Origin of the sequence: Caballeronia sp. ATUFL_F1_KS39, from assembly GCF_023630985.1 — a bacterium.
GTDB lineage: Bacteria > Pseudomonadota > Gammaproteobacteria > Burkholderiales > Burkholderiaceae > Caballeronia > Caballeronia zhejiangensis.
This window is the reverse complement of sequence record NZ_JALQDZ010000058.1, coordinates 1-14,998: the sequence shown is the minus strand read 5'-3', so window position 1 is coordinate 14,998 and position 14,998 is coordinate 1. Positions and strand designations below refer to the sequence as shown.

12 protein-coding genes and 1 pseudogene are annotated in these 14,998 nt (G+C 57.1%); 5 read left to right on the top strand and 8 right to left on the bottom strand.

Going from position 1 to position 14,998, the window contains the following annotated elements:
* Positions 1–265: 265 nt before the first annotated feature.
* Positions 266–2,398 (bottom strand): hypothetical protein, encoded by a 2,133-nt coding sequence (locus NCR93_RS28825; RefSeq protein ID WP_250532326.1) that lies wholly within the window; start codon positions 2,396–2,398, stop codon positions 266–268.
* A gap of 413 nt (positions 2,399–2,811) precedes the next feature.
* Between NCR93_RS28825 and NCR93_RS28820 the strand changes: the two genes are divergently transcribed.
* The 3 genes and pseudogenes from NCR93_RS28820 to NCR93_RS28810 all read left to right on the top strand — a co-directional run.
* The gene (locus tag NCR93_RS28820; RefSeq protein WP_250532325.1) at positions 2,812–3,726 is read left to right on the top strand and encodes a fatty acid desaturase; all 915 of its coding nucleotides are present in this window, start codon (positions 2,812–2,814) and stop codon (positions 3,724–3,726) included.
* A 37-nt stretch (positions 3,727–3,763) separates the two neighbouring features.
* Positions 3,764–3,952 carry a rubredoxin gene (locus NCR93_RS28815; RefSeq protein ID WP_250532324.1) on the top strand — a complete coding sequence of 63 codons (189 nt, stop codon included), beginning with the start codon at positions 3,764–3,766 and terminating at the stop codon, positions 3,950–3,952.
* Positions 3,953–4,110: 158 nt separating this feature from the next.
* Positions 4,111–4,637 (top strand): annotated as a pseudogene (locus NCR93_RS28810) (error-prone DNA polymerase); the annotation flags it as partial.
* Between the two features lie 110 nt (positions 4,638–4,747).
* Here NCR93_RS28810 and NCR93_RS28805 read toward each other — a convergent pair.
* The 7 genes from NCR93_RS28805 to NCR93_RS28775 all read right to left on the bottom strand — a co-directional run bounded on the left by NCR93_RS28805 (position 4,748) and on the right by NCR93_RS28775 (position 13,516).
* Positions 4,748–5,173, bottom strand: coding sequence for a hypothetical protein (locus NCR93_RS28805; RefSeq protein WP_250532323.1), 426 nt, complete (start codon positions 5,171–5,173; stop codon positions 4,748–4,750).
* Positions 5,174–5,616: 443 nt separating this feature from the next.
* The gene (locus NCR93_RS28800; RefSeq protein ID WP_250532322.1) at positions 5,617–7,869 is read right to left on the bottom strand and encodes an ATP-binding protein; all 2,253 of its coding nucleotides are present in this window, start codon (positions 7,867–7,869) and stop codon (positions 5,617–5,619) included.
* Positions 7,870–7,916: 47 nt separating this feature from the next.
* Positions 7,917–8,654: a PaeR7I family type II restriction endonuclease gene (locus NCR93_RS28795; RefSeq protein ID WP_250532321.1), complete on the bottom strand. Its 738-nt coding sequence runs from the start codon at positions 8,652–8,654 to the stop codon at positions 7,917–7,919.
* Positions 8,644–10,428 carry an Eco57I restriction-modification methylase domain-containing protein gene (locus NCR93_RS28790; RefSeq protein ID WP_250532320.1) on the bottom strand — a complete coding sequence of 595 codons (1,785 nt, stop codon included), beginning with the start codon at positions 10,426–10,428 and terminating at the stop codon, positions 8,644–8,646. The genes NCR93_RS28795 and NCR93_RS28790 overlap by 11 nt, the downstream gene beginning before the upstream one ends.
* A gap of 13 nt (positions 10,429–10,441) precedes the next feature.
* Positions 10,442–10,867: a hypothetical protein gene (locus NCR93_RS28785; RefSeq protein ID WP_250532319.1), complete on the bottom strand. Its 426-nt coding sequence runs from the start codon at positions 10,865–10,867 to the stop codon at positions 10,442–10,444.
* A complete protein-coding gene (locus tag NCR93_RS28780; protein WP_250532318.1) occupies positions 10,864–12,918 on the bottom strand; it encodes a site-specific integrase in 2,055 nt (684 codons plus the stop codon). The genes NCR93_RS28785 and NCR93_RS28780 overlap by 4 nt, the downstream gene beginning before the upstream one ends.
* Positions 12,911–13,516: a hypothetical protein gene (locus NCR93_RS28775; protein WP_250532317.1), complete on the bottom strand. Its 606-nt coding sequence runs from the start codon at positions 13,514–13,516 to the stop codon at positions 12,911–12,913. The genes NCR93_RS28780 and NCR93_RS28775 overlap by 8 nt, the downstream gene beginning before the upstream one ends.
* A gap of 312 nt (positions 13,517–13,828) precedes the next feature.
* Here NCR93_RS28775 and NCR93_RS28770 point away from each other — a divergent pair, with 312 nt between their 5' ends.
* A complete protein-coding gene (locus tag NCR93_RS28770) occupies positions 13,829–14,152 on the top strand; it encodes a hypothetical protein (protein WP_250532316.1) in 324 nt (107 codons plus the stop codon).
* 100 nt (positions 14,153–14,252) lie between these two features.
* Positions 14,253–14,998: tetratricopeptide repeat protein (locus NCR93_RS28765; protein ID WP_502799862.1), on the top strand; the 746-nt coding region annotated here is incomplete at its 3' end.

Below are 14,998 nucleotides of genomic sequence, written 5' to 3'. Positions count from 1 at the left end.
CGCTCTCCGCTTTAAGCATAGGAGCAAAAAAGAGCCTGGGCGCGGCTTCGCGTTCGCAAGACTAAAATCGCGTTGGTCGCTTAAGGGTTTTTCGCGGCGCGATGCTGGTGAGTCGGGCAGGATGGGCCACGTCAGACTCCGTTCGGCCAGCCGCCGGTCGAGGTCGAGACGACTTCCCACCGGTCCGTTGCTTTGCTGAGACTGCTCTTGTTGGGAGAGGTCCCCGATCTGGACGTGACTTCGCATTCCCACGCAATGTTCTAACTTACTTCTTCCATATCGTTAGATCTATATCCAACCAATCGACGCCACGAAAACCAACAGCGGAGTTGCGGAGCGAACGAGTAGGAGTAGCACTGTCAATGTTGTACTCCTTCAATCGATTTTTAATCGTTTCAAAAAACGCCGGCTGTCTCTCTGGATCTAGCAGCATATCTTCGAGATATTGAACCGTCTCCACCGTTCGACCTTTTCGCTGTTGTGTTTTTGTCACTAAGCCTGTGTCTACAAACTCTCTGAACTGATTAACCACAGAAACTATCAACGGCTCCGTAACATTATGCCGGTACATTGTGACTAGACACGCAACGAAATATGCAGTTGGAATGTCGCCGAGAGTGTGAAATGTCTTGTCGCGTCCGGATTCTGAAACACTCTGTCCATCGACCACCAAATCTACTGCCGTTCCTTTTAGAGTAACCCGAATTCTTTTCAGCCGCATCCCAGGAATCCAAGAAATGCGGTTGCCAATCGCAATTCCGGAAATGACCTGAAATCTATCCAAACCAGCTGTCTCTCTGGAGCGAACGATAAGCGGATCGAGCACTGGGTGCGTTAGGAAAATGCTCGATTTCGGAACCGTTTGTTTGTCAAAGGAATTGATTCGAATCTGTCCCTGGAACCGCTGAAGAAGTCCCTCGCTGACGACTCCAAGTAATCCACGTCGGTAGAGGTAGGTAAGTGGATTATTAGCGTGCCAATTTCCCGAGTTGGCCACTGTTTCGATAAGCGTTCTTGCATCGTCATCCGTTAGTATGTTTTTGGGGATATGCTGAAGGACAGTAGCTTCAAAATCACGGTCCCACTCTTCATCCATGAACTTAAAATAATCAAGGAGAATCATCTCCGTGCTTGAGACGACGATTGAAGCCACGGCATCGAAGTCTCGGCGGGCAGCCTCCGGGAGATGCGACAACTGTCCGCCGATTAGCATTAGCTCGCGCGGCTCTTCAAACGTGTGCCTGCGCACGTATTGGAAAATAGGTTCGTTCACACCGTTAAAATTATTGTGCAGATCGGCAGTCCCGAAAAACCGAGAAATCTCATCGTCACGACTTGGTCTGTCCAACTGAATCTTCATCGCGGCGCGAAGATTCGCTCGGAAAATAGCTTCGAGGTGGTCGTGAGTGTAGGTAATGGCTTTTACAATATCTGCCCTCTGAACCCCTCCCACCTGCGACCCTTGGTGGCTGGCTTCTAAGTACGCCTCCGAACGCATCGAGCCGATTAGTGTTATCCAGCCATCAGATTCAGTCAGAAGCTCTGTTGAAACGGAAAGCAAACTGGTCTGCGCGTTGATCCAGATCTTTTTCGCAAGCTGGTTTGGATCAAGCCCGGAGTTACGGCCTTGCTGTGGCAGATGCAGCTCCATTTCGCGCTCTTTCGCGAGCTTTAGAAGGGGAGAGCCGCCTGGACCGCAGAACGTCTCGTCTATACCGTCGACAAATACGAAGATCTGACGTCTTAATCTCTTTACCGCTAATGCAAGTTGCGAGCGCACTTCAGATTCATAGATCTTCCTTAGCGTATCTTCGGCATTCCCCTGTGTATTTTCAACGAGGTGTTTGAAGCACGCTACCCATCTTTTTTCGTCGAGTTTTGTCTCGGAATTCGCCCCTCCCAGAATTTGAAGTAAGGTTACGCTCAATAGCGATGGGGCTGAAGGAGACAGTTTTTCGAAATCACGGTCCACAGCGTTGAGACAATACGCGCCGAGAAGAATCAGCCACGCAAACTTCCACGCTTCGCGCGTATGAAAGCCTAGCGCTTCCCACGACGAAAAACTGATCGTCGTTGCGTCCATAAATGGCGAAAAAACGTATGGAAAGCCGCTTGGAACGCACAACAACTTTCGCTCCGCGACCTCTCCGTCCAGGAGCGCACGCTTCGCCAAGAGCAGGCTGGTCTTCCCAGACCCTTTCAAGCCGTGAACGAACTGTGTTGAGCATGTTTCAATTTGGTGCGGGGATAAAAAGTCGTCAAGATCAACCGGCGGGACCATGACCAATCCAACTTTGTGCCGCTTCAATAGGACGCTTCTTGGGTCTGTCTGCCATGGTTGAATGTCCTGACGATTGCCGATTTGAAAGACCGGAATGTCCCGCCAACGCGTAACCATGGTACCTCCGGCTCGTAAAAACGTATGAAAAGCGTCTATCGCATGCAAGGTTGCGGTTCCACTACGTTTTCCTTCGTACCCCTCCGTAGATAGCATATCGGATCTGTCGTGATTTGGCCGCAAAGCTGCCTTACCTTAAAGCTGCCTTCCCGAGGTTGAACAGTTTGGAGCAGCTATGGACCAAAATCGAGAGGATCCCCGCGAGCGACTTAACCGCATGTTCCCGCGGTGGTTGCAACCAGGCATCACATGGTTAAGCGGAAAAGCGTTACCAGGTCAGGCAGCTTTATTAGGCCTATCCTGCACTCCAAAGGGTAAGATCCTTGTTGCCTTCTTGACGGTCGGTTTGGGCATGATGATTGGCGCTCAATTCATGAGCACCATTGTGGCCTAGCCCATTGAGGATTGTTATCATGTACATAACGTTTAGTCTTCTTAAGCTTTTTCTTGCATGGCTCCTGATCGTCGGAGGCGCGAGGAGATTCCAAGTAGAACTCAATCACTACGCCGTACACAATCGCCTCTTCATATCAAAGGTGATGAACCGCGCGTTCATTCAGGTGACAAGCACCATCCTGTTCCTTCAAGACTACGCTGGTTATCAGCACGACCACGTGCGTATGCACCACAACAAGGAGGTGTTCGCGGGTCCCAACGACCCCGACTGGGTGTTCCTAAGGTCCCTTGGCCTGGCTCCAGGGATGACGAGAAAGGAATGCTGGCTGTGGCTTGCGCGAACAGTCGTCAGCCCCGAGTTCCACGCTAAGTTCCTTAGCTCGCGCCTCAAGGCCAATTTCTTGTCGCCCGATACGTACCGTCGCTGGATGTCAGTCGGATGGACCGCCGCATTACTGGCGACCGTTTCACTCTGTCATGAGTGGATTGCCTTCATGGTCCTTTGTGTGTTCCCGCTAACCGTGCTTTATCACATCGCGGCGTTGGTGCAGTTTTCCTGTGAACATAAGTGGAACGCCCCCGTCATCGCCGGTGAATCGGCACGGTCTCGAAACGCTCGACTGTCGCTGGCACGTTATTGCATCACGGCGCCGCCACTGCTCGAGGAAGATGCTTCGCGCGGTGTGAAAGTTTGCGGCTGGTTAGTCTGGTTGGCGGTTGTAATCAGCATCGATTTGCCGTGGCGGGTGTTCAGCATTGTTGGGGATATGCCTGTACATGACAGGCACCACAATTTTGCGGCAAACACTGAGTGGGCAAACGTCGTGTACTTGGACCGTGACGGCGGTACGCTGGCGTCCCCCGAATGTTGGGGCCTTATCCAATCACTCAATCACGTGTTCGACCATATTGCGGCTCTTCCTAAGGAGTAGATTAGGACCAGTCGCAAAAAAGGTAGAGGTGCGAATTATGAAAATTTGGGAATGTAGGATTTGCGGGTTTATTTATGACGAGTCACAAGGGCTACCAGAGGATGGCATTCCGCCCGGCACGCGGTGGGAGGACGTTCCTCAAGATTGGCGTTGTTCCGTATGCGGGGCCAAAAAGACGGACTTTGACATGATCGAACGACGTGTCCAACGCTTCCGGCGAGCTTAGCGTTGTCAACGGTGCGGTTTTTACCAAGACGGGAAGCGGGGCGGGGTGCACTGGCGAAAAGTACTCGCAAAAGCGAGGGCCTGTCGAGTGCAGGCGTCGCGCTCCTACCTTTGCTCGGTATCCGTCATCTATTGGGCATGGCCGTAACCGACATCATTAACCGACGCGAGGCCCTCTGGTAGGCGGTGGCGGCGGTACCCGACAAAGACTTGTTGCGCGCGACGACGCGCGAAGAGGAGTTGCCGATGCTCGCCGCGCCGAACGAGGCGCAGGAGATCGTCAGCGACTACCGCTCGACCGGCCTGACACTGAACCGGCACCCTGTCGCGTTGCTGCGCGAACGGCTCAACGAAAGAAGATCTTTCCGGCGTCGAACCTCGCCACGTATCCGAACGGTCGGCTTGCCAAGGCATGCGGGATTGTCACCGTGCGTCAGCGGCCGGGCACGGCGAACGGTGTGCCTTTTATAATAAGCACTCTAGAGGATGAGACCGGCCAGATCAACGTGATTGTCTGGCCGTCGTTAGTCGAGAAGTTCAGAAAAGAAGCGCTCGGCGCTCCCCTCCTCGGCGTCTATGGGGTCTGGCAGAAAGAGGGCGAAGTGAAGCACCTTGTAGCGAATCGACTCGTCGATATGTCTGCGCTCCTTGGCAACCTGGCCACGTCGAGCCGAAACTTTCATTGAAGGTCAAAGGACCTGTTGTGGTCGGTCTAGCGGTCTCCGACTGTTCAGTTCCTCGCTTGGATAACCTGCCGTAGCGCTAATGTTCAAGGCGAACTGACACTAAGTAAGCGTCACTTCTTGCCGGTCGTAGATCGCTTCGCAGCGGCCTTTTTTCTCGCGGTTGCAGTCTTCGTGGCCGTAGTCCCAGTCTTCACGACGCCTGATGAGGACGCCTTCGTCGGCGACTTTTTTGATGCGGCGAGCTTTTGAAGACGCTTGCCACCCTCCGCACTGGCTCGCGCCATCATACGAAAATCGTTAGCGGCCTCGCGCAAACCCTTCGGCGTTTTCGCCGCAGTAAACAAATGCTTGGCAGTAGCGGGGTTCTTCAGTTTGGCGACAGTGTGTACAGGCCGTGATTGCGTCTTGCGTCTACGTTCGTAGACGGTATCCGCCTCCTGATTGACCCAGTCCGGCTGTATGGAGCCGCGAGTCAAGGCGTTGACGACGGCAGTCCCCAGGCGCGTTGGAAGACGCATAGTTGATTTCGTATCCATCGCCATCCTTGACAGCCTGCGCAGTCCCGGCGTGCAAAGACGAAAACAGTCGAGCAACTGCAGAGTTCGCGATACCTTGATGCAATAGATCGGACGCCCGAGTGTAGGCTTGTGGAATTGTTCTTTTCGGCGGTGTCATACCGTAAGAGGCATCACATCGTTCGAAAGCGAGTTGCACGCAATGGCGCATCGAGTACTTCGTCAGATCGCCGAACAATGTCGTCCGAAGGAGATCAGTGTCAAAATGTCCAATGAATCCCAAACGCAGACTATCCTCGAAGACCGTTGCAATATGCCATAAAGAAATGTCGCGCGAAGGATGTGGTACAGGAAGTTTTAAGATTTCCTCATCGGCGTGAGATTCGACTGCAAAAAGTTAGCTGAGAGCTGAGGATCCCAATTTATTTCCACTCCTCGGTCCGTTCTTCCTGGTGCACTTGCGCTCAGTTGTGGATTAACTGCGATCGCAGCGTTTTTGCTTGTCTCACTAATTGCTCGAACCGCTTCTCTTGGATCTCCCCTGAACTTGAGTTTTTCGCGGCCGTGAGATCGGACAGCGCAGCCTCGATCTCGCGGACAGCCGCATCGTTCGAAAATCGTGACCGCGCACGCTGAGCCAGAGCAACGCGGATCTGGGCGCGCCGTTCATACCAACGCGGCCGGTCGAGCTCCAAACCTAGCGCTTGCGACGCGACTTCCAGAGAGTCGTCGAATCTACCTCTCCCAGACTCCGCTTCAAACCATAGTTCAAACAGCAGCGGCTTCCTTTGTCCCAATTTAAACGCCTCGTTGAATGCCTTACTCGCCTCTTCGAGATTTGGATTTGGTAGATTCATATTGAAACGACCTGCCGCTAGGAGAAGGTCCGGATGGGGCCGACTTAACTTCTTGGACGCGGCAGTGACCACTTCCAAAGCCCCTTTGCTGTTTCCAGCCTTCAACTGAGCCATAGCTTCGCTAATAGCAAGACCGACAATCCCTGATCGCTTTTGAAGCCCGAGGCCAATCGCATCCGACTTCGAACGTTTCGTTGCGGCGACGAGTGCGGCGTGGTCGATACCGAGGGTCGCTGCTAGTTCGATAACTAACAGTCCTGTATTCGGCTCAACAGTGTATCGCGCCTCTTTCGCGATTGACGGAGCACTGATGAGGAACAGGCCAGACAACTCCTGCAAGGCGTCGCCCAACGTCTGATCTGTGTAGTCCACAATTTGTGCAAGCTCGGTGTAGCTACAGTTCCTCAGCGTACTTATCACGAAGAGGACGCGCTTCGCCTCCCTGCTTAACTGCTGGACTTCTCGGGACAAGGCCGCCTTGCGCACTTCGAGACCACGCTCCCCTTTCCATTGGACCATCGCCTTATCAAGCGACATGCCTCTACGTTCGAGGCGAATCAAGGAATCGGTGTACAACGGAGAACCGCCAGTTACATCCCGTAAATGTTCAATTTTCGAATCATTGATAGCTGGGAGTCTGTATCGATCTCTTAGTACAACGACATAGTCCTTGAATTCTGCGCTTTCGAGACCGTCGAGCTTGAGTACGTTGTCAGGTGAGTACGAGAAGTTGACTCTTGTTGTCAAGAGCAATTTTGTTCCCGGCGGTGCACGCATTCCAAACTCAAGAGCCCGAAGCTGATCATCCTGGCTGAGCGAGTCGATATCATCGACAACTACAAAGCTTGAAATCAGTGAGCAGCTTTCAATGGCAGTCTGCATCGACGCCCTGGCATCAAGACTGGAAAAATCGCCCTCATTGCAACCAAGAGCTGTTCCGATGGCTCGGAACAGCGATGCTGCGTCATCAAAGTCCACGTGAGTCGCCTCGTGGAATTCGTCTTTCGCAGCAATGAATTGCTTTTTCTTCGCGGTTAGCCAGACGACCTTTAGGAATGGTTTTGTCTGCCTCACGGATAGTTCTTCGGAGAATCTGTAGGCCAGACTGGTTTTTCCCAAGCCGCCCTCTCCCGCTATCAGACGCACGCGCGAGAAGTCGTCGTCCAACCAAGCCCACAGTTCGCCAATATCGTTCTTTCGCCCGACGAATTTGGGACAAATCAGCGAACGGTCAGGAAGATTGTTCTCGATGATTTCCCCGGCGCTTGCGGTGGCTTTGGGAACGATCAAGGATGGCGGGTTTCGTGCCGAGAAAAGGAAATCATAGTCCTCAGCTCTTTGTGCGATGGCGTTACTCTCGATTCGCCGGAAGACAACGTCTCCTTTCTTGAACGACGGCTTGCCGGGCTTATCATCTGGTCCGTTGCGGACGAAACGAACTGGACGTTCGCCCTGCCCCCGCTTTGCGACCCAAACGGCTTCCAGTAAATTACCAGAAACGATGATCGAATTGACTTGCACTCTGATGTCGACCTCGCAGTACGCCCGAACGTTGTCCCGGATCTTGTTGATCTGAAGAACGTTCGGCTCGACGCCGACCAATTCGAATCCACGGTCTTTCTCAGTTTCAGCAATACCAATAACAACAAAGCCGCCATACGAATTGTGAAGCGCGACCAAGTCACGAATCAATTTTGCGTATTCGGCGTCGGTCGTGGGCAACTGGCGCTTGAAATCGAGAACCTCGCATTCGTTCACCAGTGCGGGGTCGGCGGCAAGAGTCAACACCGTCGCCTCGCTTAGCTTGCCGTTCAGGGTCGCCTCGTGCAGCTGGGTTACTATGCTTGTTATTCCGTCCATGCTTGTTTTTTACTAGCGAATTGGTAAAAACGTTTTGAAGCCCGGCCTTACCTTGCCGCTTCGGCCGCAATATGCCCGGCGAAACTGGCGATAAACGATCGCAAGCTGGACAGCTCGGACATATCGGTGAATTCGCCGGTCGTAACCGCCTCGCGCGGCGAGGCCAAAGTACAGGCGGCGGAATACAGGTTTTCCTTCACCAGCTTCTGGCAGAGAAGATCATACCGTTGCAAGTACGAGGCGTTTTTGAATTCCGGGAACACGGGAAAATGCTGTGACGCCTCTCGCTTGCCAGGCCGGCGAGATTTTTCAGCGTCTTCGATCATGGCCAGCCAGCCGACGAATGGCTTGGGTTGATTCCCGAAAGCGCCGTCCCGGTATGCCGTCCAAAAATCGTGCGCTGTGCCAATTGCCTCCTCTGCCCGGTTATTCGCGTTGTTGCCAAAGGAGGGACCCACGTGGCTTTTCATCTCAACCGCCGCGACCAGCCGCTTGTCCTGAATAACCAACACGTCCCAGAGTTTGGTCGGCCGAAAGAATCCGGGCAGCGTCAGGGCTGCCCGGTTGCGATAAATCGAAGCATGACCGAGTCCGTTGGCATGAACTAGATCGATAATGAGCGCGACGAAGCCGTCCATCGTGTTGCCAGCCGTAACAGCGCCACGTTCCCCTACGTCTGTCGTACCGGCCGCAATTTTCGCCTCAAGCGCCTTTTGCCGATTTCCCCAAAAGGCCATCGTGGCCTCACGCGCTTTTCGTTCGTAATCAGCGAGATCAAGCGGCATCGGCTACCTGCGAAGTAACGCTAAGCGCCAAGCGGTCAACCGCCGTCAATTTATAGAGCTCCGCAGCCGCTTCGTTGCACGCTTCCACGTCGCGAGATTTCGCGGCCTTGATGAGGGCCGTTCTTAATGGCTTAGACACGTTGTTCCAGTGTGGTATACGCAAGCGGCGGAGATATTGAGCCTGAAACCGCAAAAAACCTCCGCGCATCTTTGTTGAATAAAGTGAGATAAAGGTGCGGGTAACGTCGGATAGCAGGACCGCTTGGAGCGCCTGCAGATCCCATTCGGTTGAGGTCACGAAATACAGATTGTGATGCGGGTACAGCTTGCCGGACTCATACACGATATGGGCCTCCCCCTTGATGTCGGGAATGAGCAGTTTCGGCACGGCAGTAAGTTCGGGATAGATGCGGTCGATCGTCCGATACCAGCCTTGGGGGTTCTTTTTCGACACATGTCGTGCTTTGACAGCTGCGCCATGTCGCTGGAAATAGGCGGCCAGCTTCGGATAGTTGCCAAGCGGAACCAGCTTCCCATCAGGCCCGAACGGATTGATGACGCCGAAACCACGCCATTGCACCGTGCCGTTGAGAATGTCGCGGGTCATGGCGAGAGGCACCTTGCGGTCAGGTTCGACGTCGAGATCGTCATAAGGGCCGATGAACACTTGGTCCGCGCCCGTGGCGACGCCAATTCCGACCTTGCAGCCCGCCTCCTCCACGGTTGGATACTCCGCCTCAATGCGACGGACCAGATCGAGCTGGGCGGGCGCTTCAAGCATCCAGGGTTCGGCGCCATCGGCAACTCTCGCCACCTCTGTGACGCGCTTGTCCTTGCCTAGCCTTTGCCGGGTCATGGATTTGGCGAGGCTTTGCAGTTCAGCAGCGTCGATAGCCGGTTTTGCAGCCACGCGCGTCGGGCCGCTTTTTTCACGGCTGATAACGACGATGCCGGGATAGGCGATCACGTCTGAGGTGAAGGCGTCGGTATCCACCATGTCTACGAAATGCCGGAGGTGGAAGTTCTCGGCAACGTAGCGTCGAAGCGGGCCGCCATAGCGGTTCTTCAACCAGCGATCGGCGCAGATGAAACCGAGCGTACCACCCGGAGCAAGCAGCGAAAGCGACTGTTCGATGAAGGGGATATAGATATCAGCCCGGTCGTAAATCGTGTGGTATCGGCGACGGTACTCGGCCATCAAAACGTCTGGGATCATTTCCTGACGGACGTAAGGCGGATTGCCAATGACGTGCGTAAACGCCCGCTCGTGGTCGAGCAACAGAAAGTCGCCTTGCTTCAACCATCGATCCGCGAGGCCGGCGCTTTGTTTCGTCGATACACCTTTGTCCCTAAGCTGCGCTGCAACCTGCCGCCAAGTCTTCGTGTAGCTTGCCTGATGCAGCTCAACCGCGAGAATGCAATCACCGAGATCCTCGAGCGGATTGCCATGAGGAACATCACGCTTGTAGGCCTCCAACAGACGGTCTATGACGGGGCCAAGAAAGTCGCCTTCACCCATAGACGGCTCAAGCACCCGCATTTGATGCAGCGGCTGGTCAGCCGTGTATCCCGCTAAATCGAGAATGAAGTCGACGACTTCGCGCCGTGTGAAGACGGCCCCGCGCTCTTCGACGCCAGCGGCCGCCATATCGGCGACAGCATCGTCAAGCAAAGACGTGCCTTCGAGGGAAGGTTGAAATGCAACTGAACGCAGCGCCATGTCTTGATTTTTCAAATTTAGTTCCGATGCATATTTTACGTGAAGCGAACGCATGGCTTCACGTCATTCAGCGTGAGAATCGCCCCGTAGCGACTCTCCACGCCTGCAGGTCGCTGTCATCGATCCAGCTTGCGGCTAGTTCACACGCCGCTCGCGCAGCGGCGCTCACGACATCATCGCGTTTAATAATGATATCCACATGGGTGCTCCCGTCCTCAGCGGCAATAACACCGTCGCCGGGACGTGAAAACGAGATGCCGGTCTCGACCAGCAGCTTGATCAGATCACCGCGCGAGTTCAACGGATCAAACTGATCGAGGTTCACGGCGACCACGCAGTCCACATCGGAGAACGCCGCCAGTCCGGCGCGCAGGTTGATTTCTTTATCCGTTATCGTGTTTTTCCTGTGTTCCGGCGCAAATGCACGAGAAAGCGCCGGAAAGTGATTCGTTTTGTCAGTGAGGCGTGCAGCGCCGACTGCGCTGCTGCTCACTGCCCCGTCTTATGCCCGGCGGCGCCGGCATAGTAGCGAGCCACCTCTTCCACCACGCGCTGCTTTTCGGCCTGGACATAAATGGTCGTCGTTTGCAGCGACGCGTGACCGAGCACCTTCTGCACGACATCCACCGGGACTTCATGCGCGACGGACTGGGTGCCGAATGTATGGCGGAACGCATGGGCATTCGACTGCCCGAGCCTCACGCGTTCATCAAGGCTCAACCCATCCATCGTCTCGACCAGTTCGGTGACCATTCGACTAATCAGCCGATTGAGTCCGTCGGCGGTGTAGCCCGCCTCTTTCACAGGCTGCCCCTCCCCGCCCTCGGCGCCCTGCCCCGCCCGATGTCGCCGGCGTGACGCGTCAGTCCACGGAATGACGATGGGGCTCAACAGCGGCCCGCTCTGTTCATCTTCTTCGGTCGCCCCGTCAAAATCTTTAGCCCGATCGAGCCAATGCGCGCGCAACGCGTTGAGCGTCGCGGCGCTCACAGGCACCGTGCGTTCTCGCTGGCCCTTGCCGACGATCGTTAGCTCCCAGACGGGTCGCTCCGGCGTTCCAAAGGATGAAGGGCGCAGATCTGCGCGCCGGGCGCTTGCGGCTTCTTCCCGCCGCAAACCCGAATCGCCCATCAACAGAATCGCTGCTCGCACCGCGCGCCATTGAACAGCGCCCTGCTCTTCCGACCGCCATTCGAGCTCATCGCGCAGCTTGCGCCACAGATCGGCCGGCAAGGCGCGTTCGATCTTCATCGCGCGTTCCCGCTTGACCACCATCGGATCGTTGACCGCCTTCCACGGATTGCCGGCGAGATAGCGGACGTCCACCCACCAGGTGAACGCCGTGCGCAGTACTCGAACGGTATAGCGCTGCGATTCGGGTGAAAGCGTCGCGGACAGTGATGCCTGACCGTCGGCGGCCGCAGAGGAGTCGGACAAGGCGAAGGGTCGCCAGCGCGGCGAGTGCCGCGGGAAACGCTCGCCGACGAAGCGCGGATCGGGGCTTTTCAAAAAGTCCTTGTAGGCCTCGCAATCGTCCACGCGCAGATCACTAAGCGCCTTGCCGCGCAAGACGACCGCCCATAACAGGAAGCGTTCGAGCTCCTTGGTGTACGCCCGCAGCGTTTTAGGCTGATCGCGAAAGCGGTTCAGATACGCGCGCATCGCATCGAGATCGTGGTTCGCCCGGATATAACAGAAGGCGGCCGCGCGGTTTTCGCCCGCGGCGCCGGAGAGCGCGTGCGGCACGGCGAGACGCTCGAGCGGCGCCAAGGTCAGCCGGCTTGCAGACTCTGGGGCGCTTGGACCGCCGCCTGTGCCGCTTTCCGTCATCTTGGCAGCCGGCACCACCTCGACCAGTTCGGCCGCGATCAACGGCACGCCGTCTCTTTCATTAGAGTGGACGTCGGCATCGATCGTTAGTTGCAGGGATGCCTGCTGCCTGCGTAACCAACTGACGATGGCTCGCGCCCGGCCCGGGCCGACGCGCGGGATCGAGCGCCACCAGCTGCCGCCGCGCCGGTTGCAGAACGCGACCAGGTCGCCGAGCGTCGCCAGCCCCTCGCCTTTCAGGCGTCGCGCCACGCGCGGACGCAGCCAGGCGCCGATCGGGTGGTCGGCCCGCGGCGGCAGCGCCGCCAGTTGCGCCGCCTCGGTGACCATCCGAAACGTCACCGCGGTGAGCAACGGCCGCCCGTGCTGGCGGATCGACGCACGCAGGTGATTGGCGAGCGTGGTCGAGCCGTGCGCCAGCGCCAGCGCCACCAGCGCGTCGAGCATGGTGGTGAGATACCGCTCCATCGCGCCGGGCGTGGCCGCGTGCGCATCGTCGTCCCGGTCGTAGTAGGTGCGCGCGATCACCGCGGGCGGGATGCGCTGCACGTACGCGCGCAGCGCGGTGAAGTCCTTGCTCGTGTAGCGCCGCTCAAGCGCGGGTGACTCGGTGAGCTTTTCCGGGGGACGCGTCGATTTTTGGGTGAGCTTTTCCGGGGCAGCATCGGGGCGTGCTTTTTGGGTGGCCCGGGCGGCGATGACGCGCTCAGCCATCGTCGCGTTCTCCGTCATCCGATTCGAGCGGGGGCACAGCCGGCGGCGGCTTCCGCGGCGCCGCCGGTGCGCGCAGCCGGGGCAAGCCGAGTTGCGCGAGCGCCTCGCTGGCCTGCGCCATGAACGCCTCGGGCCAGGTAGCGCACAGGAATTCGAACGCGGTGCGGGCCTCGCGCATCAGCTCCGCCAAGCGCGCATTCTCCGCGGCATACGCGGTCACATCAAAATCCGTCGTGGGCCGCGCGCCGTACATCACGCGCTGCACCAGCTTGACCGCCCCATCGTCGGCGATGAAGTCGAGCACCGGCAGGAAGCGCGGCAGGGAGCTGAGCGCCGCGCCATAGGTTTCGGCCAGTGCGATGATGACCGCCAGTTCGAGCCGGGACGGTTTGACCGGCAGCAGCGGCACCGCATCGCCGTGGGCGGTCAGCGACGCCGCGGCCGCCCTGCGTTTCAAGGTAATGGCTTCGTCGAGTTCGAGCACCACGCGCGCGACCGCCGCGGTCGGCGCCTCGTTGGGCCAGCGCTCGGGTTCGCCGAAGCCGTCGCGATCGCCGTCGCCGTCATCAGACGGAAAGTCCTCTGCGCCTTGTCCCACGGCCCTCTGTCCTCTCTTGTAAATGTGAATTCGAGGATTCTACCCCTGAAACGCTATCCCGATAATAGACGTTATCAGGCTTGACAAGCCAATCCGTTCCACCGAATTCAGGCCTGGCAACTACACTCAAACGATGACTCTGATCGGCCAAAACTCTTTCGAAACAACTTTTCCAGTGCACGAACGGAGAAATAAGATGAGGGTGCCCTTTTCCGATCGGCGCGAGCGGCTGTTTGGGCGGATGGCGGATCTCATCGCGTAACCAACCGCGCCCGACAACGTGGGCTCACAGCGGTCGCCGCCCGACCATTGATGGGCAAAACCTGGACGCTGACCGAAGTCGCGCGTTTGCTTGAGGAGGAAGGCCAGTTCCTGGTCGGATATCACGAGTCGAAGGGCACGGAGACCAGCCATTTGCTCTACGCGGTGTCGAATCTATATGCGCGCTGGCTGGCGGACAGCGCCATGCGAGAACAAGCGATCATCTTGTGGGAACAGCACAAGGACAATCTCGTCCCGCGCATCGGCCAGATGGTGGGTGGGCTATTGAAAAGCTCGTCGGCAAACAGATGCCGGTCGCGGGCGTGGTCCGCGCAGCCTTCGATGGCTTGGCGAAAGCTCAGGAGGAGCTGCTGAGCGGCGGCCTACAGCTCGCCCCCTTGGCCTATGATGAGGCGCTTTCCCTGACCGAGTTGGTCGCGAAAGTCAGCCAGCGGCGGATCGCGCTGGTCCTCGCGTGCCGGCCGAGTGGTTAACATGGTCCCTATTCAATCGCGGGGTTACAAACGAACAGCGAGGCGACGTCGACCAGGCAATTGCTGACTACGCCGCTACTATCGCGCTGCCCAATGCACCGGCGGAGCCGATCGCACAAGCATTTGTTAATCTTGGCTGTTTAAAGCACAAACAGGGTAACCCTATTGGGGCGATCGACGATTTCACCCTCGCCATTGCATTGTCCAACGCGCCAGTTGAGTCAGTCGCTCGAGCACTCGTCAACCGCGGCCTCGTGAAGGCCAAGTTGGGCGATTCCGACGGAGAGGTCGCCGACTACACCGCTGCAATTACTCTACCCAACGCACCGTCCGAGCGCGTAGCGGAGGCTCTCGTCAACCGCGGTATGGCTAGGCAGCGACATGGCGAGCCCGACGGGGCGACTGACGACTATACCGCCGCCATCACCATGTCTGACGCCCCAGCAGAACAAGTGGCAGCGGCATTCGTCAACCGTGGCCTTCAAAAGGACCAAGGCGGCGACGCTGACGGGGCAATCGTTGATTACACTGCCGCAATCGCGCTACCCGGTGCCCCGACCAAACAAGTCGCGCGAGCGCTCGTTAGCCGCGCTTTTAACAAAGGCCAGCTCGGTGACATCGAAGGTGATACCGACGGGGCGATCGCCGATTACACCGCCGCAATCGCACTGCCCAATGCGCCGACCAACAAGGTGATAGAGGCCCTCATCAACCGCGGCATCGCCAA